This window comes from Acidovorax sp. Root402, assembly GCF_001425125.1.
In the GTDB taxonomy this organism is placed as follows: domain Bacteria; phylum Pseudomonadota; class Gammaproteobacteria; order Burkholderiales; family Burkholderiaceae_C; genus Acidovorax; species Acidovorax delafieldii.
The window spans coordinates 1-22216 of sequence record NZ_LMDQ01000006.1 but is presented as its reverse complement, the minus strand read 5'-3'; the positions used below and the strand labels follow the sequence as shown (position 1 = coordinate 22216).

Sequence of the window (22216 nt, the reverse complement as noted above, 5' to 3'; positions counted from 1 at the left end):
TCCGTGCAATTTAAGCAGACCTGACGGCTTGCTAAAAGCGTCTCTTTTTTGAAGGAGTGGTCCATGCAAACAACCCTGAGTAAGACATGCCTGCTGTCCTCGTTGGCTGCGGCAGTGTTATGGGCGCCTATGGACTGCCAGGCTCTGACGGCCGCAAGTGCTTTAGCACGCATCGCGCGCAGCGGCACCGTTCAAGTGGGCTACATACCGACGCCAGGCACCTTTGCGTTCCGCGATTCCGCCGGCGAAACGGTTGGTTATTCGATCGACGTTTGCCGGAGGGTGGTGGAGGGCATCCGAAAGACTCTGGGTAGATCGGATCTCCGCGTGGACTTCAAGCCATTGGAAGCTGCACAACGCATTCCGATGCTCAAGGCTGGCTCGATCGACATTGAGTGCGGCGGAAACACCAATACCGTGGCGCGGCAAAAGGATGTGGACTTTTCGTACACGCTGTTCACAACGGGTGTGCGCTTTCTGGCGAATCAGTCGGTTCAACTCGAAGGCCCTCCAAGTCTTTGGCGTCGGCGTATCGCAGTGAGCAACGGCACAACCGCACAGGAGGCGGTACAGCGTTTGCGCCAAGAGCAATCACTAGAGGTAGTGGTAGTCCCCACCGATGCTGAAGGCGTTCGTCTGGTTGAAGAAGGGCGGGTAGATGCCTTTGCGCAGGACGATATCTTGCTGTACGGCCTCATTGCCGCGTCTCCAGCGAAAGACCGATTGCACGTAACAGGGCGGCACTTTACGGTCGAGCCCTATGCGTTCATGCTGCCCAAAGACGATGTGCCGCTACGCGAGGTTGTAGACCGCACTTTGCTTTCCCTTATGCAGTCCGGCGAGCTGACCGCAATCTATCGCAAGTGGTTCGACACGCCATCAATGCGCATTCCGATGAGTGTGCACATGCGAGAAAACATCCGCTACCCAAACAAGTACGGCGTTCCCTAGATCCGAGCGCTTTGCGAGCCCGTTTCTCCTTTTTTCAATCTCATTTCTGGCGTTGCCAGTCATCTTCATGAACAGCATTCCTTTCATCAGCGATCAGCAGATTTCCGACGCCCTCGATTTTTCGTCCGTTGCCGCGGTTTTAGGGGATGCATTCGCCAGCCTTGCATCGGGCGGCGCTGCGGTACACAGACGCCAGCGCACTGACTGCCGCGACCTGCGGTTGAGCACTATGGGTGCGGTGTGGGCCGATCGTTCGATAGGCGGAATCAAGGTCTATCCCACGGTGCGCGGTCAGTTCAGCTTTTCCATCCTGGTTTTTGACCTGGAAACCAACCAACCGCTGGCCGTTCTCGACGGCAATGAGATCACACGGCTGCGCACTGCGGCCATCACCACTTTGGTCGCGTCCAAGGCGGCGGTGCTGCGCCCGCGAAAGCTCGCGTTATTCGGCACCGGCCTGCAGGGACGCGCGCAGGCTGAGGCCTTGTGCGAGTGGTTTACGTTCGAGGAAATCGCGCTGGTCGACCCTGCTGGCGATGCTGTTTGGGGCCAGGCATTGGCGGTCCGCACGGGCAGCCGAGTAGCCTTCACTACGGCCGAAGCAGCGGTGCGGGATGCGGACATCGTTGTAACGGCCACTCGCTCGGCCACGCCTGTGTTCGATGGCGCGTGGCTTTCGCACGGTGCTTTCGTCTCAGCTATTGGCACCAGCACACCCAAAGGGCGAGAACTCGACGACACCACCATGGATCGCGCTGGCCGCATCATCGTTGAATGGAAGCCGCAAAGCTTGGCCGAAGCAGGTGAGATTGTGCTTTGGGAGGGACGTAGCAGCCACTCCCCCTTCGTGGACTTGCCCGAACTGTACGCAGGAGTGGCTCCCTGGCGGCCAGCAGGGCCCGCCATCACCGTATTCAAATCGGTGGGCGTGGGGTTGGCAGATGTTGCAGTGGCGCAGCTCGCGGTATCGCGTATCCTCCGCGCAGGTGCGCTTTCGGGGAGCGCTCGGCCATGAAAGTTTGCGTCATTGGTGCTGGGATTGTTGGGTGTGCCACGGCCTACCAGCTGGCACGGCAGGGTTTCGACGTGCGCCTGCTAGATGCTAATGATGCTCCAGGCCTCGCCACCAGCTATGCCAACGGAGCGCAGTTGAGCTACAGCTATGTGGAGCCCTTCGCATCGCCAGGCACGCTGCGCGCACTTCCCAAGATGCTGCTATCCCGAAAGTCGGCAGTTCGCTTTTACCCGCGCCTAGATTGGCGACAATGGGCTTGGGGTCTTCAATTCCTAGGCTCTTGTACGACTCGGCGATCGGCGAGAGGCACGGCGATCCTATTGGAAATGGCGCAGGCCAGCCGGGCAACGCTCACTGAATGGATGCAGTCTGAGCACTGGAGTTTTGGCTTCGAGAGAAACGGCAAGTTAGTCCTGTGCCCGACTTCCGAGGCGCTGCTGCAGCAGGAGCGGCAGGTACGTTTGCAGGCGGCGCTAGGCTGCGATCAGCAAATACTGACTCCGCAGGAGTGCCTTGTAGCGGAGCCAGCTCTACGTCACGCGCGTGCGCTGACAATTGCAGGCGGTGTCTGGACGAAGAGTGAATGCGTGGGCGATCCACACCTTCTTTGTTTGGAAATGGTGAAGAGCCTGTTGCGTCTGGGAGGCACGGTGTCGCTTGGCGTACAAGCCAACGGCTTCACTATGCATCGCGATCGTGTGAGTGCCGTAAAGACGAACAAGGGAGATATCGAAGCAGACGCGTTTGTGTTGGCAGCAGGGCCTCGAGCTGTCTCTCTTGCCGCAGAGCTGGGGATCTATCTTCCGGTGTACCCCATAAAAGGTTACAGCATTACTGTTCCGTTCCGGTCCAACGTGCAGCGCCCTCAAGCAAGCGTGACTGATTTGGGACGCAAGACTGTGTTTGCTCCTCTGCAAGACAGCCTGCGTGTGGCGTCATCGGCTGAAGTGGGCGCCAACAACTTAACCATTGAAACATCCCGGGTGGAAGCCATGGTTGAGGCCGTCGAGCAAACATATTCAGGATTGTGCGACCTGAGCACACCAAAGACCTGGGCGGGCTTGCGACCTGCCACGCCAACGTCTGTGCCCATAGTGGGCCGCTGGCGGTCAAGCAATGTGTACCTCAACGTTGGGCACGGAGCGCTGGGCCTAACGCTTGCGGCGGGCAGTGCGATTGCCTTGGGTGGGCATTTACGTAGTGCCGCCATCGCGCAGGCTTGAATAGAAGTTGCAGTTTGTGCCAACCGTTGTGACAACCCAGGCGACCAATGATTCTATTGTGTTACCGATGTGCCAATCAGGCTATGTGAATTAGTGGTCTGGCTGCTTCTGCAGAGCTTCGCATCGTCGTTATCAAACCGACGCCGGGCACTTTTCGACTCTTGCATGGCGCACGCCCGGCGCAAGTTCCATGAGCTCTGGGCCAACCACGGCAGCCAAGTTGGCGAGCAGGCGCTGAAGTTCTTCGGCCAGCTCTACGAGGTAGAGCTGGCAGCAGCCAATACCAGCAGCCAAGCCAGGGTTGAAGCCCGCCGAGCAGCCGGGCGCTGGCCGATGCAATGAACCAGTGGCTGCGGCAACAGCGCCAGCGCGTTCCGGGCGGCTCAGCCACCGCCCGGGCCATCGACTACGGCCTCAAGCGTTGGGCGGCGCTGACCCGCTATCTCGATGACGGCAACTTGCCCATCGACAACAACTGGGTGGAGAACCGCATCCGGCCCATCGCGCTCGGCCGGCAGAACTGGCTCTTCGCCGGCAGCTTGCGCGCGGGTCAGCGGGCTGCGGCCGTGATGAGCCTCATCCAATCGGCCAAGCTCAACGGGTTGGACCCCTACGCCTACCTGCGCGATGTAATGGAGCGGCTGCCCACTCAGTCGTCCCACCGCATCAGTGAGCTACTCCCGCATCGCTGGACCCGGACGCCGGTCCAATGCTGAACCACCTCGATGCGAGCGTAGCCAGACCCTTAGTCCCTTTAAAGCGCATTGCTTCGGTTTGCATGGATCAGTTGCATTTGCACGCAGGCGCCGGGTGATCTGATGGTTCGACTGCACAGCGCCCAAGAATTCTCGATTTTCGGACCGTGACTGCTTGCGGCAGACTGAAGGGAGTCTCGCGGCTAGCTTCGCATGACTCAATCTCTCCGCCGCTGCAACACGTCGCGTAGGCGACTTTGACGGTGCGGTTTCCGACCATTCGCTGATGGTGAATATCGGTGGCAGAGACCTCGGGTGGAAGCAGCACATCCGCTCCTACTAGGACGCACGTAGCGGCCATCACGACGAATACCGGTCGGCCAATCTTGGCGAGCAGTTCACGGTTCATGGCAGGACTGTAAACATGCTGCTGATAGGAGCGATGCGACACAGTTCTCCACTACAAGCAGTCTCATGGGTCGGCACACAAGATGAGTTCGCCGGACGGATACATACCTGACGCTCGATTTGCCAGCAAAAAACTGCCGAGCCGCTCTACGCGCAGCCGTTGCGAGTTGCTCACCGCTAGGTAGCTCGGCGTCCAAGCCTATAGAAAAAAATGTCTTTTGAAGGCGATGCTCGCCGCGCCAATGACGACACTATTTACATTCGTCTCGGAGGGCAGTAACACTGGATTGGGAGCGGGAGTACTGCGTCTTGGCAATTTTTCGAATTCCACTCGCGCAATGAGCCGATCTGCCAAGTCTCTTGGAAGACGCGCGCCGAAGATGATGAACTCCGGATCAGCTAGGGCGATGATTGCAGCCACTGCAATCGTTAAGCTAGGCGCAACGCTCTCGAGCCACGAGTCGATCTCAGGCCAACTTGGATCATAGCTATCCAGCATTGAACGCAAGTTTGGCAGGTCGAGTCCGGTGGATCTGAGAGCGTGGCGCAGCGTTTCAAGACTCACACGCGGCAAACCTGCGATAGCAAAAAGCCTACCTAATTCTCCTGAGTTCCCATAGGCACCTCGGACCAACCGTCCTTCTTGGACTACGCCACTACCAAGACCATCTGTGAAATGCAGATAGACAAAGTTGTTGGATTTGCGACCGATTCCAAACTGTGCCTCAGCAATAGTCGCGCAATTGGCGTCGTTGTCCATCCACACCGGAAGGGCAAGACGGCCGGAAAAAAACTTGTCCAGCTCCTCGGTCGCCCACTCGCTGGGCATCGACAGAGGGGGGTTGACCCGACTTCCATGCCCCGTGAACGGCCCTGTCATGCTCAGCCCTACCCCAAAGACCGCGAGGCGGGCAATTTGATGCTTATGTAGCATCACTTCTATCTGCTCACCGGCGTTTGCAAGAACCCGCTCAAGGCTCAAGGGAAAGGCAGACTCAGCGTAATCATCGATCAGCTGCCCTGCGAAGTCGATAAGAGCCAGCTTAAATCCATCGATCGCAATAGCAAGCCCAAAACTAAAAGCGAAGTCGCCCACCAGCCCAACAGTAGCGCTCGGCTGTCCTCGACCTTTGCTCGTGGGAGGCCCCAACTGCAACATCCCCCGGCCAACCAGAGTGTCAATGAGTGCTTTGGCGCCGGGGCCGCTCAATCCGCACGCTCTGGTGAGATCCGCTCGAGACATCCCTGGTGATCGGCGAACCAAATCCAAAACAAGCCGCTCGGTACCGCTCGCAACCTCTTGACTCCCGTGCCTGAAGAAATGGGGCGGCACAGCCGCTGGCGAGTTGTCCCGGGGCGATGAGGAAGCTGACTGGGACGGGGTATTCGCAGAGTGAGACGAGGTCGTGCCCTGGGGTTCATCCCTATTGGAGGGGACTTCGGATCTTAGCGACACTGTCATATAACTTTAATTTAGCTAATTTAATATAAAGGCCTACGCCGGATTGTAGGGAGTTGTGCCGGCACCCGCCACCATGAAGCCATGACAGGAGAGTTTGTGTATCACCGCTGCGCCTCAACAAGCCTATCGACCAGGCAACGCCGAATGACCCCTATTGCGCTAGCCGTGCTGAGCTGTCTGGCTAGCGCGGGCCACGCCGATGAACAAACAGCGACCCAACCGATTACTGAGCTGAAGGAGGTAGTGATCACTGGCGTTCGCTCCTCAAACGCAAGAACAATCTCCGCCAAGAAAGAGGCCATCGGCACCGTCGACGGAATCGCTGCAGATCAAATCGGAAAGTTGCCCGACTTCAATGTGGGGGACGCACTCAAGCGAGTGACTGGAGTGAACACGTTGAGCTACCAGGGCGAGCCTCGATTTGTCATCGTGCGCGGCTTGAACGCGAACTACAACATCACCCAGATCGACGGCTTTTCATTTGCTACCTCGGATATCGGTAGCCGCCAGGTGTTGATGGAAATGCTTCCGGCCAACTTTGCGCAGCGCATCGACGTCACCAAAAGCTATCTACCGGAGTCCGATGGCGGCGCAATTGGGGGGGTGGTTAACATTTCGACAGGCAATGCATTTCAACTGCCTGACAATACTTTGCATGTGTCCGCCAAACTCGGCCGCAGCTTGATTGGTCAGGAATACGGAGGCAACAGACCCGCGGGGGAAGCTGCAGCCAAGTGGGCAAAGCGCTTTGGTGAGAAGAACGAGTTCGGACTGCTGAGCACTCTCAGTTACTGGAGCCGAGACGTCAACATTCCCCAGGTGGAGTCCGGCAGTAGCCTGAACTGGTATGGTGCGAATGGCGTGCGTACAGGTACGCCATACTCTGGCAACGGATACGCCGTACCCACCGAACGCCGCTGGTACAACTACGACAATAAACGCGAGCGGGTGGGACTTACATCCCGGCTTGACTGGATGCCCGACGGGCCTCTGACTGGTCATATCAGCGCGTTCGCATTCCAGCAGCAAGAGACCTCCAATCGCAACACATTGATTGCTGCAGTCAATTCCGCGTCCACGGTTTCTGACCAGACACCGACCTCTGGACGTCTGAGTTCGGTCAGTCAGACGGCGCAGTTGGCTAGGCTACGGTGGGACCGCAAGCTCTACGGGGTAAATGGCGAGCTGATTTACGAGATAGAGCCGGGTTGGACTATGGACTTGCGCGCGAGCGCATCTCGCTCGACAGTTCAAAACCCTCAGACTTTTGACCAATTCGTTCAGTCTGGGATGCCATTCAACTACAGCTATGGAGCAGGAACTCCAATGTTCACAGCTGTGAATGGAGCTAATGCGGCCAATGCATCGCTATATCCTTCTCAATACCGTCAGGAAGAGCAAACGAACTATGCAGAAAACGTTTTTGACCTGCAAGCCAACATGCGACACAACATGGAGGCTGACAGCCGGGGTCTTGGCCTGGCCGCAGGTGGACGTGCGGTGTCGACGCGCGGGGGCACTGCACTGTCCCGCAGAACTTGGAATGCCCTTCCATACACCTTAACGGGTGTAGCGTCCGGAGATTCAACCTGCGGCTTTAGCTGCAACAGCCAAATTCCGCTCATCGATCCTGGCCGGGCCGACGCCGCATTCGGGGCGAGTGCGGGAGGTACCAAGCCTGTCACTGAAGCTGCTGCCCAGTATGGAGCGACGTACGGCTATCGCGAGAACATCACCTCGGCCTATGCGCAGGCCCGGTACCGTACTGACAAAGTCTTGATCGCAGGAGGGCTGCGGTTTGAGCACACCGATTTCAGCACCAACGGTTTCCTTGCTACGAATGGCACCTACAACGGGGTTGAGGCAAGCAAGAACTACAGCAACCTGCTCCCATCGTTGCTTGCTGTCTACGACACCTCCGATTCGAGCAAGCTGCGCACGGGCATTTCCCAAACTATTGGTAGGCCACGCTTCGATCAGATGGCCACACGCGGCGGAGCTTTGGTAACCAATGGGGCTGTTGCAACTCTCTCTCAGGGAAATGCTGACTTGAAGCCACGCCGTTCGAACAATTTCGACATCGGCCACGATTGGTATCTGGACGGTGGGCGTGGCATCTTTTCCATCGCTGCGTTCCACAAGGAAATCAAGAACGAAATATTCAACTTTGGCCGCGTTGAAGAGATGACCGTTAACGGCGCGCCGCTGCCAGTTCTTGTCACCCAGGCACGCAATGCGAATGGTGTTGTGAAGATTTCAGGAGTGGAGATCGGAGCAACTAAGGACTTTACTTTCCTGCCTGCTCCATTCAACAGCCTTGGGATCAGTGCCAATGCGACATTCAGCCGCGCAAGCTACCCAGTCACGCTAACCGACGGATCAACGACAAAACTAAGCGCACTCCCTCAGCAGCCAAAGCAAGTGTGGAACATTGCGCTGTACTACGAGCGAGGCCCTGTACATGCCAAGCTGGCATGGAACCACGTCGGAAAGTTGTGGGATGACCGGTTCCCCAACTACACAGCTCTTGGCTTTTATGCGAACCGATATCAGCAGCCAACCAACAATGTGGACTTGCAGATCGCATATGACTTGTCTAAGCAATTGACTGTCTCCCTCGACGTGCTGAATCTGACAAGTCAGGGCATGCAATACAACTTTGGCAAGTCCCAGGAGTACGTTCAGTCAGCCTGGAAAATTCCTCCTTCTGTCCTTTTGGGCATGAGCTACAAATTTTGAGGGTGGCTTGCACCGAACGAGGAAAGAAGACTATGAACGCCTACTCACGTCGTCAGCTTATCGCCAGCGCAGCAGCGTTGACGTCGGTTCAGCTCGCGCATGCCCAAATCGGCGCGCCAGAAGCCCATCCAAGAGATGTCGGCCGCAAGATGAATGCCGACGGAACAGTGCGCGGCTTCGTCGCGAACACCTTTATCGGCCACCTTGCGCAACAGGGCGAGGACTTTGCTGTATTCGATGCTTTTCTCGACATCTACCGCGAGTTCCCACGCCATGCGTTTAGTCAAAAGATTGGTTTGCTTCCTCCGTCAAGCTATCACATCACCGTGTTTGGCGGTTTGAATGACGTCGATCGGGGTACGTCCAATTGGCCCCCCTCAATTCCGGTTGACCGGTCGATTGAGAGTGTTACGACCCAATACCTTCGAGAACTACGCAACCTTCCAAAATTGAGCGCAGAACCGTTTTTGTTCGATATCGACAAGAGCCAACGACCGTCATTGCAAAAGGAGGGTGCACTAACCATCCCGCTGCGGCCACTAGACAACTCGACAGACCGTAGATTGCGAGCGATCAGAGATCAACTATCAACTCTGAGTGGCCTGCGTCGCAGAGACCACGACAGCTACCAGTACCACGTCACCATCGGGTATTTTTTTAGATTTCTGAATGAGCAAGAAGCTCACGATCTAAGTGACAGCACGGCACGCTGGATGGAAGGCCTTGCGGCCTTGCCCCGCAAGCCTCGCATTTCGTCCATTTATTTTTGCCGTCTGCGCGATATGTACGCCTACGAAGAATTGCACCAGCTTTGAAGAGTTGAGACGCTCAACGAAGGCCGCAAAGACTACAAGAACTCACAGCCAAAACGAAATTTTTTATGAAAAACCAACATCAAGTGCAGCATCGGGTGTACGCCTGTCGGACTCTCGCCACCCTAACATTCATTGCCGGTTCTTTTCAACATGCCTGGTCCTGGGCAGGAGAAACCGCAATGCCTTTAGATAACCCATACGGCGTAGGCGCGCTTTGGGCCCAAAGTGATTTGGTCGCCAAAGGTGTACTCCTTGTCCTCGCTTTGATGAGCGTTGGCAGTTGGTACGTGATCATCACCAAGCTTTTGGAACAACGAAAAATGGGCGCGCAGGCGCGTAAAGCGGAGTTGAATTTTTGGTCTGCGGGCAGTGTTGCAGACGGGGCACGAGTCCTGGAGGAGGGCAGTCCGTTTCGTTTCATCGCCGACGCTGGAGTGGTGGCGAGTCAGAAGCACGACGGGCTACGCAGTCAGGTGAACTTCAGCGACTGGGTGGACATGTCGATCTACCGGGCCACGGAGCGCGTACAGCGACGGCTGACCAACAGCATGTCATTGTTGGCAACCGTAGGATCAACCGCGCCGTTCGTCGGTCTGTTTGGCACCGTATGGGGGATCTACCACGCACTCACGGCCATCGGTATAGCGGGTCAAGCCTCAATCGACAAGGTTGCAGGTCCGGTTGGCGAGTCGCTGATCATGACGGCGCTTGGGTTAGCGGTGGCCGTACCTGCCGTACTGGGATACAACTGGCTGTTGCGCCGAAACACTGTGGTCATGGACGATGTTCGTGACTTCAGCGCAGAACTGCATTCAGTCTTGTTGTCCACAGGCCCTGCAACCTGAGCTTATAGCGCGAGCAAACAGCACCATGGCTATGCAATTGCCCGGGTCCTCGGGCGGCGAAGATCAAATGCTCTCGAGCATCAACACCACACCGCTGGTGGACGTGATGCTTGTGCTGCTCATCATCTTCCTCATCACCATTCCTGTAGTTACCTACTCCGTACCCGTCGATCTACCCAAAGAGCGGGTGCATGCTCGTGAAAGCCAACCCCAAGACATCGTCGTCTCCATAGATAGTGCAGGGGAAATGTACTGGTTGGACTCCCGCTTGCAGAGCACCGAGGACTTGCTGCAAAAACTGAAGAAAGTGGCGTTGCTGCAACCCCAACCAGAGCTGCACATCCGAGGCGACTTGAACAGCAGCTACGAACCAGTCGGGCGCGTTGTCTATGCAGCACAGCGTGCAGGCATTGGCAAGATCGGCTTCATCACGCAACCTCCAGCTCGGAATTAGTTCATGCCACAGCACCGTGCCTTGAAGCATTCCCGTCGCCAAGCTGCGATCCAGGATGAGCCCATGATGGACATCAACACTACCCCTTTGATCGACGTGATGCTGGTGCTCTTGATCATGCTGATCATCACGATTCCGATCCAGCTTCACAGCGTCAAGCTTGACATGCCGACAGGGAACCCACCATTGGTACCTAAGCAATCCCAGGCGCTTCGCATCGATATTGACGCATCCAGCGCGGTGCGCTGGAACGGAGAACTTATGACTCACGCGTCTGAATTGGAAAGCAGGATGCAAATGCTCCATGCGCAAGTCGATCAACCGGAGTTGCATGTACGCCCTGACCGCAATGCAAGCTATGCCGTAGTGGCTGGCGTGATGGCTTCCGCGCAGCGCGTCGGGCTGACAAAAATGGGGATCGTGGGTTCGGAGCAATTTGCACCATGAGCAGTGGCTACAAATCCAATGCGTCTGAAGCAGACGCACGTGCACCCAAGAGTTTTTCCCCGAAAAGCCGCTTCGGTCCCATAGGTGTTGCAGCTGTCCTGGGCGTTCACGCATTGATCGGCTATGCCCTGGTCTCTGGCGTAGCACGCAAGGCAGTTGAGGCTGTGCAAAGGCCGTTGATGGCAAGCATCGTCCCTGAGGTCGTTCCTCCGCCTCCGCCGCCTCCTCCGTCGCCTCCCCGAATTGAGCGTCTAGTTGAGCGCGTCAGGGCTCCTGAGGCCCCGCCGAAGGCGTATGTGCCACCGCCAGACAACACCCCCGCATTAGCCGCAGCACCCTCTGCAGCCATCGCTGCGGTCCAGAGCGAGTCGGTTCCTGTGTCTATACCAGCGCCGACCCCTCCGCAAACACCCACTTCGATTCCGGCGCGTCCTTCAGGGCCAGTCGACGTGGGAGTCGCCTGTCCGGGTTATCGCCAAGCTTTGGAATCGGGGTTAGCTGGTCTTTACGAACGCGTAGGCATCGCCGGATCGGTCAAAGTGCAGTTCAAGGTGCGAGGCGGCACGGTCGTGGATATTACGACCCTATCGGGACCTCGCGAATACGCACGCACTGTGCAATCGGTGGTGCGGCGTTTCAACTGCCTGACAGACGGTGCTGAAGAAGCGATCGTCGTGTTCGATGTCAGTTTTCGTTCCGAGTAGTCGGGCCCCCGCGCCGCTTTATCTTATATGAGGTGTGTATGGCCATATTCACTCGTCTGAGTCTGCTATTTGTAGTACAGCTAGTCATTTCAACCGGAGCGCTTGGGCAGGCCCCGCTCAAGCACGCACGTTTCGACGTGGGCAGCTTAACTCGCGACAACTTCTACCAAGTGCTTGAGCCCGTAGCCAAGCGCGAAGGCAAGCTGGTGATCTACAACTATGCGGGCAATTTTGACCCCGTCTGGAAGGTGGGCCTGATACCTCGATATGAAGCCCGTTACGGAGTCAAGGTCGAGTACCAAAACGTTCGTCTTGCCCAGGCCAATCAGCAGCTGGTGGCGGTGCATAAAGTAGGAGCTTCTTCGCCGGTCGACGTGTATTCGGCAGGCAATACCGACAGCTTCGAAATGCTTCGCGCCGCTGGTGTTATCGCAAAGCTGAACCTCGGCAACGTGGTGCCTAGTCTGGCAATGGTGCCTGCGCCGTACAAAGATGTGGTCTTCGGGGTTGAGACGGGTGGAACCTGGCCACTGGTGCACCTGAATCAGGCAGCGATGGGCTACGACAGCGCTTTGCTGCCTACTGCCGAAGTTCCAACGAGCTTTGAATCCCTGCTGGCCTGGGCGGAAAAGCATCCCAAAAAACTTGCTGTGACTTCGCCGGTTAAAGGAGGATCCGGGAGCGGCTTTCTGTACGCAGCTGCATTGAATTTTGTCAGCGATCCTGAATGCCGCAAGGTGCTGACCAATCAACGGGTGACTGCGGACCAGGCAGCCAAATGGGCATCAAGCACACGCTGCATGGAACCTGTATGGGCCTATTTCGGTAAGTTGCTCAAGGTCGCTGAGCTCACCAATGGAAACGCCGATACCCTCAATCTCATCAACAACAAACAGGCTTACATCGGTACCACCTGGGAAGATCTATCGCTGACTTTCTTGGGCAGCAAGCAATTGCCTCCCACATACCGCCTCACCCTGCTGGAAAAAGGAATGGTCTCCAGCGGAGACGGATTGATCATTCCCGCCAATGCCAAGAGTCCGGCTGCGGCTCTCCTTTTCCTTGACATGGCCTTCAGCCGCGAGTTCCAGGTCTGGAAATTGGAGCATCACGCCTCCCGGTCACCGCGTACCGATGTCGATGCCGCTAACGCCGTAAGCGCAACTGCGTCCTCCCTGCTGGTGCCTGCACCACAAATGCGCACGCGTTCAGTACCCGCCAACTGGGGCGTGACAAATGGCTTGGTGAAGGTCTTTGAAGACCAAGTGCTTTCCAAGCTTTGACCAACGTGAATAGAAACACTATATGGCTGCACTGACCCTGCGTGGCGTACACAAGTCTTATGGCGCGGCAGTCGCGCTTGTGCCCACGGACATGCATATCGCCCACAGCGAATTCGTCACCCTGCTTGGCCCCTCCGGCTGTGGTAAGACCACGTTGCTGAGAATGGTCGCGGGGATCACCCCAACCAGTGGCGGTGAGATCTATCTCGGCGATCAGCGGGTCGATAACCTACCGCCGGAAAAGCGCGATATCGCCATGGTTTTCCAGACTTACGCCCTGTTTCCACACCTCAGTGTTCGGAAGAATCTTGCGTTTGGGCTGGCAATGAAAAAGGTCGCCACGCCTGAGCAGCGACGTCGAATCGAGCACGCTGTGGCGATCTGCAAACTTGATGGTCTGCTAGATCGAATGCCACGCCAGCTCTCGGGTGGTCAGCAGCAACGTGTTGCACTAGCGCGGGCCATTGTGATGCAACCCGCGCTGCTGCTATTTGATGAGCCCTTGTCGAACCTTGATGCCAAGCTGCGTGAGAGCCTGCGCGAGGAACTCGTTGCATTGCATCGCCGAGTCGGCACCACCAGTTTATACGTCACGCATGACCAGACGGAAGCCATGGCGATGTCCGATCGAATCATGGTGATGAACCAAGGTCGCATTGTGGAGAGTGGGACACCCATTGACCTGTATCGACGCCCTTGCAGCGCTTTTGCCGCAGACTTCTTGGGCCAGACCAACCTGTTGACTTTGGCGGTAGAAAGCATTGGAACGGCATCTCTCGGCACCTTACCTTGGGGCGCCACCGTCGCTCTTGCGGACGTCATTCCGCGATCACGCACTGCGATGGTGTCTCTACGCCCTGAAGACCTGCTCCTTCAGGCGGACCCAGACGGCCAAGGCCAGGTGACCGCACACAGTTTCGCAGGTGCCCATGTGAGTTACTCCGTGCGCGTGGGGCGCTTGCTCTTGCGAGCGAGTGCCGGCGGATCGCATGGGCTGCTTCCGATTGGACAGCGTGTGCAGTTGACCGCCCCGATGGAACTACGGGCACTGCGTGACGCAATTGCTCCTGTTGGGGGGCTGCTGTGAGGTCCGTCTTGCCCGAATTCCCACGGCAAGTTAAAGGCGCTTGGTTGGCGATCTTGTGCCTGTCTCCCGGCCTTCTCTTTTTGGGCGCGCTATTTGCCGCGCCTCTTGGCTGGAGCTTGGCAGGTAGCTTTGGCTTGGACCAAGGATATGCTGGGTTCACCCTAGAACACTATGCTCAGATATTCACCCGCCCGGCACTGCTTCGTGGCTTGCTGGTGTCGCTTTATTACGGCTGTGTACCCGTGGCCATAAGCCTTGTGCTTGCGATTGGTCTGGCGTTGCTGCTACGTCATCCTTTTCGAGGGCGCGCCTGGTTCAATGGCCTGTACAAGATTCCCATGGCAGTCCCAGGGATCATTGCGGCTCTGTTGGTGTTGACCTTGGCTGAAAGGGGTGGATTTCTGGACCGCTTGGCGGCTCCCATTGGACTGAGTTTGCCTCGCCTAGTGCGTGACCCTTTGGGTTTGGGTGTCATCATGGCCTCGGTCTGGAAACAATTGCCCTTTATGACCTTGGTTATTACGGGAGCATTTGCAGCTATTCCACAAGATGTAGGCAATGCAGCCCGATCTCTAGGGGCCGATCGATGGAACACGCTGATACGCATAGAACTGCCAATGGCGTTGCCTGGCATCTCGGCCGCGGTTTTGTTGAGTTTTATCGGCACCATGGGAGCGTTCGCAATCCCTGATCTGCTCGGACCCCCGTCACCTCGCCCCTTGGCGGTGCACATGTTTGCGGAGTTCGGAAACGGCAATTTGCCGCTGGTGAACTCGATCGGCATGGTTTTAAGCCTCTTTTCCGTGGCGGTCCTCTTGGCCTATTACGCTCTGAGCCAGCGGGCCTCGCGTCTGCTGGGAAGCAGCCCAGTGGGAGATCGCAATGCTTGAACCGACAGCGATATCTACCGGAGTCAAACGTGGACGTTTTTCTCAAGAGGATCGAGTTTGGGTGTCTGCAGGCCTGTATTTGTCTATCGCACTCACCTTGGGCCTTCCTCTTTTTTTGGTATTTCTTTGGAGCGTGACCGAACGATGGGCCGCGCCGGACTTGTTACCTCAGAGCTACACCACTTCAACATGGAAAGCGGTTTTACAAGACGAAGGTGTGCTGGGAGCTGCAGTGACGAGCATCTTCATTTCTTTGCTTGTTACCTTTTTCACCGCTGCGGTTGCTCTACCAACGGCTTGGGCAATGGCTAAATTTCCCATCCGCTTCAAGCGAGCTGTAGAGATTTTCATCTTGGCCCCCGTGATTGTTCCTGGCATCGTGGTGGCCATAGGCATTGGGCAGGTGTTCCAAATGCTCGGAATTGCTTACACCGTACCTGGCGTGGTAATGGTGCAAATGGTAGGGACCTTGCCGCTAATGGTTCGCCTCTTAGTGGCCAGTTTTGAGGTGTTGCCTGATGAACTGATTCATGCTGCCCGCTCTTTGGGTGCAAGTCCACTGCGTGCAGTCTGGCACGTTGCACTACCACTTTGCGTACCGGGGTTGCTTGCTGGTTCGTTACTTTCCTTCGTGGGCAGCTTCGAAGAGTTCGACAAAACTTTTCTGGTTGGCGCACCCGTTGTACAAACGCTTCCGGTGCTTCTTTATCATTACTTGGACCCATATTCGCTGCAATTTCCCCTAGCAGCTGTAGTGACCTTGATTTTGCTCGCGCCTGTGCTGCTGATTTTTTTGCTATCGGGTCGAATAATGCGAGACGACCTGATGGCCGCTGGAATGGGGAAAGTGTGACTGACTCCTCGATGACTCATTTCCAACTGCCCGTGACGATATGCAATCTCATTCAATCTACCCATCCGAATTCGGAGTTTCAACGTCCGGCCTTCTTTCATTATCGAACCCGCGCATCCTGGTTGCCGCTCATCGCGGTGCATGGCAATCGGCGCCCGAAAATTCTATAACCTCTTTGGCTGATGCAGTAGCGCTTGGTGCCGACATCGTAGAACTGGATGTGCGATCCACTAGCGATGAAGTTCTTGTGCTCCTGCACGATGCCACCCTAGACCGCACCACAAACGGAAAAGGCACCCTGTCGCAGCTTCGCTATAGCGAGGTCAAGGGCTTCAAGCTTCGCTCGCGCGACGGTGGAGATGGGAAGACGTCTACTTTCTTGAAACTTCCGACTCTTGCTGGGGCATTAGAGGTCGCGCGCGACCAAGTAGTCTTAAATATAGACGTCAAAGATCCTTCTTTGATGAATATTGTCGCGCAAATAGTTATCGCGGCCGGGATGGCGGATCAGGTTTTTATCAAGGCGAAGATCCAATCTCAATCTGATATCAGCATGGTACGGTCAAGTCCGTTTTTCGGGCGTGTGGCTTTCGTTCCAATTATTCGCGCACGGTCAGGATTTTTCGCAAAAGACCTGCAGGCGTTAGAACCTCTGAGAAGCTTGATGTATGAGGTAGAGTTTACAGAGGTTGAGACATTGGAGGAGGGGGGCGAGGAATTACGTCGTCAGCATGCTAGGTTGTGGGTCAATACTATCGATTGCTCACATAGTCTTGATTTCAATGATCACCGAGCGCTGATTGATCCAGACGCTGTTTGGGGGCGCCTCTTGCAAGTTGGAGTTGGAGCTATTCAAACGGATCATACGGCCAAACTGGTGGAATACCTGAAATTCACTGGGCGTCGCGATTGATCTGGCGCCTGACAGCTGATTTCTTTGCTGGCCCAGGGATTCTAGCTATTTTTCGCTACGTTCGTATATTTATTTATCGGATCAATAAGGGAGATATTAGATAATGAAGGATCTGGCGATGGAGATTGAGGATATTGTGCGATGTGCGGGTGTCATGGCACTCACTGCTTTTAAGAAGACGAATGGGAAAAACTATTCGCTCAAAGGGCCCCACGACTATCTTACAGCCACCGATGAGATCATTGAGAGTTATGTACGAACTGAGATCGAACGACGTTTTCCAGGCGATAACGTTTTGGGGGAAGAGGCTGGTGGCTCTGCCGGAAGTGGACGTTTATGGATTGTCGATCCGATAGACGGTACCGCAAATTTCGCGCGGTGTATCCCCCATTTTTGCGTATCGCTTGCATTTTTTGAGGAAAATCGAGTTATAGCAGGCGCAATTTATGCTCCGGCCACTGATGAGATGTTCACCGCGGAATTTGGCAAGGGGGCGCGTCTGAATGGTGACATCATGAGGGTAAGCAACCAGCATCAGCTTTCTGCCGCCTCTATCGAAGTAGGTTGGTCTAAAAATACAGTCAACTCCGAATATATTGCCTTAGTTCAGCGAAGTTTGGATTTTGGCTGCTCCGTCCGACGTGGAGGCTCTGGAGCATTGGGATTGGCCTACGTCGCTGCCGGACGCAGTGAAGCTTACGTAGAGCTCTATATAAATGCGTGGGACGTAGCTGCAGGAATTTTAATAGTTCAAGAGGCTGGTGGTTATGTCAATGACTTTTGGCATGATAACGACTTTACAAACTCAAATTGCGTATTGGCTACTAATGCTGCCTTGGGTGAAGAGATGGCTGAATTGACCGGTATAACATTAATTTCTTAGAGAGCCTGCGCTAAATCTCTGCACGATACAATGGGGCCTATGGTCGAATTTCCCATCCAGCTGCCACGATGGGAAGTTCGATCTCTCATCAACTCACTCACTTGTTGGAAGGGGAAGTCCATGACTGACATTGTCACCATCGGACTGATCTGGCGGCTGTGAGCTGCATTGCGCACTGCTCCGAGGACGCAGTGTCCACTACTAAGCGCTCTTGCGTCAGGCGGCACGGGAAGAAGTGATCGATCGTGTGACACAGGCGAACCAACTGTTTGGATCGCTCCTGCAGACTGACGGCGCGCAACAGGCATTCGCCGCATTTCTTAAAAAACGCGCTGCCTAAACGAACATGGCGTAGCAGCTGACTGCACTGCCAAGCATTCATAGGGCACGAGAGTGTCGGGACTTACGCAGACCTTCCCTCACCCATTGCAGTCGCAGTATTCAATACAGTGCCCAAGCAGATCACTTGCCGATTGGCTTTCACCGACGCGAATTTTTCCATGCTGACACATTCTGAGTAAAGAACGGACAAAGTTCCATCAGAAGATGGGTGCTTCTGACACTTCTGTACTCAACCATGAAGTCCTTTCGATCCAGTTTCTCCGTATGGCTTGTTGCCTTTTTTACGCTCGCCGTCGCCTTCAATGCCCATGCCTTGACCCCACAAGAAGAGTCGAACAAGGAGACCGTACTCGCCTTCTACGAAGCCGCCATCAACAAGAAGGATGTCGACGTCGCGCTGAGCTTTATCGGCCCACGCTATGTCCAGCACAATCCAAGGGCCCAGGACGGCATCGAGGGGCTGAAGTCATTCATCAACGGATACCTGAAAAAGGCCAATCCGCAGCTGAAGGCAGTTGTGAAGCGGGTTGTGGTCCAAGGTGACCTGGTGGTGCTGCACGTCAGGTCGGAATCCGAACCTGGCGCCCTCGGAACTGCCATCGTCGATATTTTCCGCCTCGAAAACGGCAAGATCGTTGAGCATTGGGATGTGATGCAGCCCATCCCGGAAAAAATGGCGCACGGGAATTCAATGTTCTGAACAGCTGCCAGGCGACGGCGTTTATAAAGCAGTGTGGCGCGCAACGGTAGTAAATGGACAAGGCAATGTGTACGCTTGTTGCCTGCACTGCCACGATGCTTCCTGGCATGAGGCCATTCAAGGACTTCCATGACCCATTGCCTCGTCGTCGACGACGATCCTGAGATACGCACATCGCTCCAAAACCTGCTGCAGCGATTTGACATGACCGTCACGGCAGCCGCCGATGGACGCGAGACGCGAGCCTGCCTCGAGACCGAAAGCTACGACGTGGTGGTGTTGGATCTCATGCTGCCCGACGAGAACGGCCTTGAGCTGTGCCGCTGGATCCAGCAACACCATGACGTACCAGTGATCATGTTGACGGCCCACGGCGACCCTGCAAGCCGTGTGCTCGGCTTGGAGACGGGGGCCGACGACTATTTGGGCAAGCCCTTCGAACCCAGGGAGCTCGTTGCACGTATCCATGCCTTGATGCGGCGCATTCGCAAGAGAGACAACCCGTCTGAGCTGCCGCCAAAAGATCGGGTGCGCTTTGCCGAATGGAGTTTTGATCGAATACGCCACGAACTGACTTCGCCAAAGGGCGTTGTGATATCGCTGTCTAGGGCGGAGCACCGCCTGTTATCAGCCTTTGTCGACCGGCCAGGTCGCGTCCTTACAAGGGACCAATTGATCGAACTCACCCGAGCGCCGGGCGTGGACGTCAACGATCGCAGCGTCGATCTTGCGGTGTCCCGCCTTCGCCAGAAACTTGAGCAGGCTTCAAAGCAACAACCCCTGATCCGCACCATGCGCGGGGAGGGGTACCTCTTCGATACGAAGGTGCAAAAATGAGTGCGTTGCTCCGGGACACCCTGGCGAAGCGGCTGTTCATGCTCATGTGGATCGCGCTGCTAGCCAGCCACCTGGTAGGCTATCTGATGATTCATGCGCTGTATGTGCCCCAGGGGCAAACCGCTGCCTCTGTGGGCGCAACCGCAGTGCCTGGCCTGCCGCCAACCCCAGGAGTACCTGATCTGCGCCAGCGGGCCAATCCACAGGTTGTCAATCAGGAGGAACAGAGCAATGCCTGTGTCTATAGCAACGCAAGCGGGGCAAACAATGCTGTCGAGGAGAGCATCGATCTCCCGTTACAGGGCCTTTTTCTGGACTACGGCGTTCGCATTGTCATCATCGCGCTGGCTGCATGGCTGGCATCGCGATGGCTTGCGCGGCCCATGCAATCAATGGTGGCAGCGTCGCGTTCGCTGAGCGCCTCCATCATGAGGGGTGAAAGCCCGCTCATGATTAATGAACGGCAGGGCACCTGGGAAGTGCGTGAGGCTGCACGTGCGTTGAACTCGATAGCTGCCAGGCTGCATGAGCAGTTTAGGGCGCGCACGTTGATGGTGGCCGCCATTTCGCATGATCTTCGAACGCCCCTTACGAGGCTTCGGATGCGCCTCGACGCCATGAGCAACACGGCCGATTCTGCTTTGCTAGAGCGCTCGATCAACGACGTCCGTGAAATGGACAAGTTGATCGATACGGTACTGGGAGTTTTCAGGGGCGATGCACTTGGTTCGCCTGAAGTGCTTCAGGACACCGCCTTGGTTGCATTGCTGCAGTCGCTGACAGACGACCTGGCAGAACAGGGCCGGAAGGTAAGCTTCACACTGCCGAATTACCCCGCCGGAGCAGACGTTGCATCGGTCGAACCTGCAGCCTTGCGTCGGGTGATTGGCAACCTGGTTGAAAATTCTCTGCGTTACGCTGGAGCGGCGGAGATCTCCATCCAGATCACGGCGCAACAGATCCGCCTCATTGTCGAAGACCGTGGTCCAGGCATTCCCGAAGAGCACCTGGAGGCAGTCTTCGAGCCGTTTTATCGCGTGGACTCGTCTCGCAACCGCAATACGGGAGGAGCTGGGCTCGGCCTGTTCATAGCACGTCAACTTTCGCTGAGGCAAGGGGCACAAGTTCACTTGGTCAATCGGGTTGGCGGTGGCCTGCATGCGGAAGTACTTATTGGACGATGACGCTGTTCCTGGAGACAGCCAGAGTTCCGCGACGTTGTTATTGATGATGGGGATGTGCCGTTCTGGGTCGGTTTCAGGCACGTAGCAGTCCTCCACTTGGCTCAAAAGCAGTCGTAACGTTGGCGCTGCCCGGCGGGCAACATTTGCCGCGAAGTGGCCTTCCGCGCTTGCCCGTCCGTTACGAGCAACCGGTTGATGCGGCTCATGGGAAAAATCCTGCGATGGAGTCAACGGCACACACCAGCGCAAGAATGGTCCATAGCCACACTGACTGACTCAGTTCTCCTGGCCGTAGCGAAAATTCCAATGATTTCGCCTTTCTGGCGAACCTATTGATCGGCATTTGTCGGTGAGAACCCCGGTAGATGTGCCTGCTTTGCTGGCCGCCGTCCAGGAGATGATCGGGCAGAAAGCGCTGCCCAACATGCTGGCTCAGGCCCGGGGTTCTGGCGCCAGGCTGCTGGCGCCGCTGCCTGCCTCCATAGCCCGAAGGCTCACGGTGATGCGAGAGCAGCGTTCCGAGTTGTTCCAGCACAGCCACCCTGCACGGAGCGATCCCGATCACAAGGTGGTGGGCGTGCAGCGCAAGCATATGGTGGCGCATCCCATCACCGCCATGTTGATGATGCGCAATACCCAGGCGTATCCCAAGAGAGCGGAGGCGGCAAATGCCCGTGATAAAGGTCCTGTTAACTGTAACTTGACCGCGTCCGGCAGATCCCAGCCCGATCAGATAACGGCACCGTCAACCGCAATCAGTGTCTTGGCAGTTGCCAGCCCGTGCCTAGCATGGGGTCGTAAAGATCATCGCGACGGTCGCGTAGGACATGATTGAATGCGGTGAGCTGCCGGGCGGCTCGCGTTGCCTTCATGTCCAGCTCGGCAATAAGCACAACCTCGTCTCCGTCTGCAACAGCAGGCCCGGCCAATGGCCATCCCTGAGCACTGATAATGATGCTTTGCCCGATGAACGGTTGGCCTCGTTCCACGCCTGTGCGGTTCGCGCAAACGATGTTCAGAGCATTGCTGTGGGCGTTGGCCATCGCCAGCGTGTTCGCCATTGCGGCAGACCCCATCGGTTGCCCGGCCATCGGTACCCAATTTGTTGGCATCGCGACAATGTCTGCGCCTTGCATGGCCAACAGCCGATAAACCTCAGGGAACCAGCCGTCGTAGCATATCAGGACACCAAGCCGGCCCCACGGGGTCTGGAATACCGGAAGTCCGCTGTTGCCGGATTCGAAAAAATGGTGCTCGTCACCCCAAAGGTGAAGCTTTCGATAGGTCCCTAACAATCCCGTCGGTCCGACGACCACCGCCGAGTTGTAGAGCCGTTCTTCGAATCGCTCGGCTATGCCCGCGACGATGTGCACATTCAAACGTTTGGCTGTTGATTTCCATGCAACCGTAACCCACCATTTCCATCTCGATCTGACCCACCCTGGTTCGTGAGCTTCACGCTCACGTTGTGGATAAGTTCTTGGTC

At 56.3% G+C, this 22216-nt stretch carries 19 protein-coding genes and 1 pseudogene; 18 read left to right on the top strand and 2 right to left on the bottom strand.

Going from position 1 to position 22216, the window contains the following annotated elements:
- Positions 1-63 precede the first annotated feature (63 nt).
- From ASC83_RS04460 to ASC83_RS04445, 4 genes and pseudogenes are all read left to right on the top strand, one after another.
- Positions 64-951 carry an amino acid ABC transporter substrate-binding protein gene (locus ASC83_RS04460; RefSeq protein WP_056058717.1) on the top strand — a complete coding sequence of 296 codons (888 nt, stop codon included), beginning with the start codon at positions 64-66 and terminating at the stop codon, positions 949-951.
- 67 nt (positions 952-1018) lie between these two features.
- A complete protein-coding gene (locus tag ASC83_RS04455; RefSeq protein WP_056058714.1) occupies positions 1019-1966 on the top strand; it encodes an ornithine cyclodeaminase family protein in 948 nt (315 codons plus the stop codon).
- Positions 1963-3189, top strand: a complete 1227-nt coding sequence (locus ASC83_RS04450) for an FAD-dependent oxidoreductase (protein WP_056058712.1) — start codon at positions 1963-1965, stop codon at positions 3187-3189. Before ASC83_RS04455 ends, ASC83_RS04450 begins: the two co-directional genes overlap by 4 nt.
- Positions 3190-3354: 165 nt before the next feature.
- Positions 3355-3905: pseudogene (locus tag ASC83_RS04445) on the top strand (IS66 family transposase); the annotation flags it as partial.
- 586 nt (positions 3906-4491) lie between these two features.
- On the opposite strand, the gene ASC83_RS04440 reads toward ASC83_RS04445, so the two are convergent.
- Positions 4492-5388, bottom strand: coding sequence for an ROK family protein (locus ASC83_RS04440; RefSeq protein ID WP_162245481.1), 897 nt, complete (start codon positions 5386-5388; stop codon positions 4492-4494).
- Positions 5389-5898: 510 nt separating this feature from the next.
- On the opposite strand from ASC83_RS04440, the gene ASC83_RS04435 reads away from it, so the two are divergent.
- The 14 genes from ASC83_RS04435 to ASC83_RS04375 all read left to right on the top strand — a co-directional run bounded on the left by ASC83_RS04435 (position 5899) and on the right by ASC83_RS04375 (position 20730).
- On the top strand, positions 5899-8493 hold the full coding sequence (locus tag ASC83_RS04435) for a TonB-dependent receptor (protein ID WP_156379424.1): 2595 nt from the start codon (positions 5899-5901) through the stop codon (positions 8491-8493).
- Positions 8494-8525: 32 nt separating this feature from the next.
- Positions 8526-9308: a DUF1868 domain-containing protein gene (locus tag ASC83_RS23405; RefSeq protein WP_082522346.1), complete on the top strand. Its 783-nt coding sequence runs from the start codon at positions 8526-8528 to the stop codon at positions 9306-9308.
- Between the two features lie 65 nt (positions 9309-9373).
- A complete protein-coding gene (locus ASC83_RS04425; protein WP_082522345.1) occupies positions 9374-10153 on the top strand; it encodes a MotA/TolQ/ExbB proton channel family protein in 780 nt (259 codons plus the stop codon).
- Between the two features lie 25 nt (positions 10154-10178).
- A complete protein-coding gene (locus tag ASC83_RS04420) occupies positions 10179-10607 on the top strand; it encodes a biopolymer transporter ExbD (protein WP_056058700.1) in 429 nt (142 codons plus the stop codon).
- 63 nt (positions 10608-10670) lie between these two features.
- Positions 10671-11054 carry a biopolymer transporter ExbD gene (locus tag ASC83_RS04415; protein WP_235509316.1) on the top strand — a complete coding sequence of 128 codons (384 nt, stop codon included), beginning with the start codon at positions 10671-10673 and terminating at the stop codon, positions 11052-11054.
- Between the two features lie 742 nt (positions 11055-11796).
- The gene (locus ASC83_RS04410; RefSeq protein ID WP_056058693.1) at positions 11797-13041 is read left to right on the top strand and encodes an extracellular solute-binding protein; all 1245 of its coding nucleotides are present in this window, start codon (positions 11797-11799) and stop codon (positions 13039-13041) included.
- Between the two features lie 22 nt (positions 13042-13063).
- Positions 13064-14128: an ABC transporter ATP-binding protein gene (locus ASC83_RS04405; RefSeq protein ID WP_056058689.1), complete on the top strand. Its 1065-nt coding sequence runs from the start codon at positions 13064-13066 to the stop codon at positions 14126-14128.
- Between the two features lie 8 nt (positions 14129-14136).
- Entirely contained in the window at positions 14137-15018 is an 882-nt protein-coding gene (locus tag ASC83_RS04400) for an ABC transporter permease (protein ID WP_056058742.1), read from the top strand.
- Positions 15011-15871: an ABC transporter permease gene (locus ASC83_RS04395; RefSeq protein ID WP_056058686.1), complete on the top strand. Its 861-nt coding sequence runs from the start codon at positions 15011-15013 to the stop codon at positions 15869-15871. The genes ASC83_RS04400 and ASC83_RS04395 overlap by 8 nt, the downstream gene beginning before the upstream one ends.
- A 40-nt stretch (positions 15872-15911) precedes the next feature.
- Positions 15912-16784: a glycerophosphodiester phosphodiesterase family protein gene (locus ASC83_RS04390; RefSeq protein WP_082522343.1), complete on the top strand. Its 873-nt coding sequence runs from the start codon at positions 15912-15914 to the stop codon at positions 16782-16784.
- A gap of 103 nt (positions 16785-16887) precedes the next feature.
- On the top strand, positions 16888-17667 hold the full coding sequence (locus ASC83_RS23395; RefSeq protein ID WP_082522342.1) for an inositol monophosphatase: 780 nt from the start codon (positions 16888-16890) through the stop codon (positions 17665-17667).
- Positions 17668-18244: 577 nt separating this feature from the next.
- Positions 18245-18709, top strand: a complete 465-nt coding sequence (locus tag ASC83_RS04385; RefSeq protein WP_056058680.1) for a nuclear transport factor 2 family protein — start codon at positions 18245-18247, stop codon at positions 18707-18709.
- A 129-nt stretch (positions 18710-18838) separates the two neighbouring features.
- Entirely contained in the window at positions 18839-19546 is a 708-nt protein-coding gene (locus ASC83_RS04380) for a response regulator transcription factor (protein WP_056058677.1), read from the top strand.
- A complete protein-coding gene (locus ASC83_RS04375; RefSeq protein WP_056058674.1) occupies positions 19543-20730 on the top strand; it encodes an ATP-binding protein in 1188 nt (395 codons plus the stop codon). Before ASC83_RS04380 ends, ASC83_RS04375 begins: the two co-directional genes overlap by 4 nt.
- Before the next feature lie 755 nt (positions 20731-21485).
- Here the strand turns inward: ASC83_RS04375 and ASC83_RS04370 are convergent.
- The coding region (locus ASC83_RS04370) for a nitrilase-related carbon-nitrogen hydrolase (RefSeq protein WP_156379423.1) at positions 21486-22216 on the bottom strand (731 nt) is incomplete at its 5' end.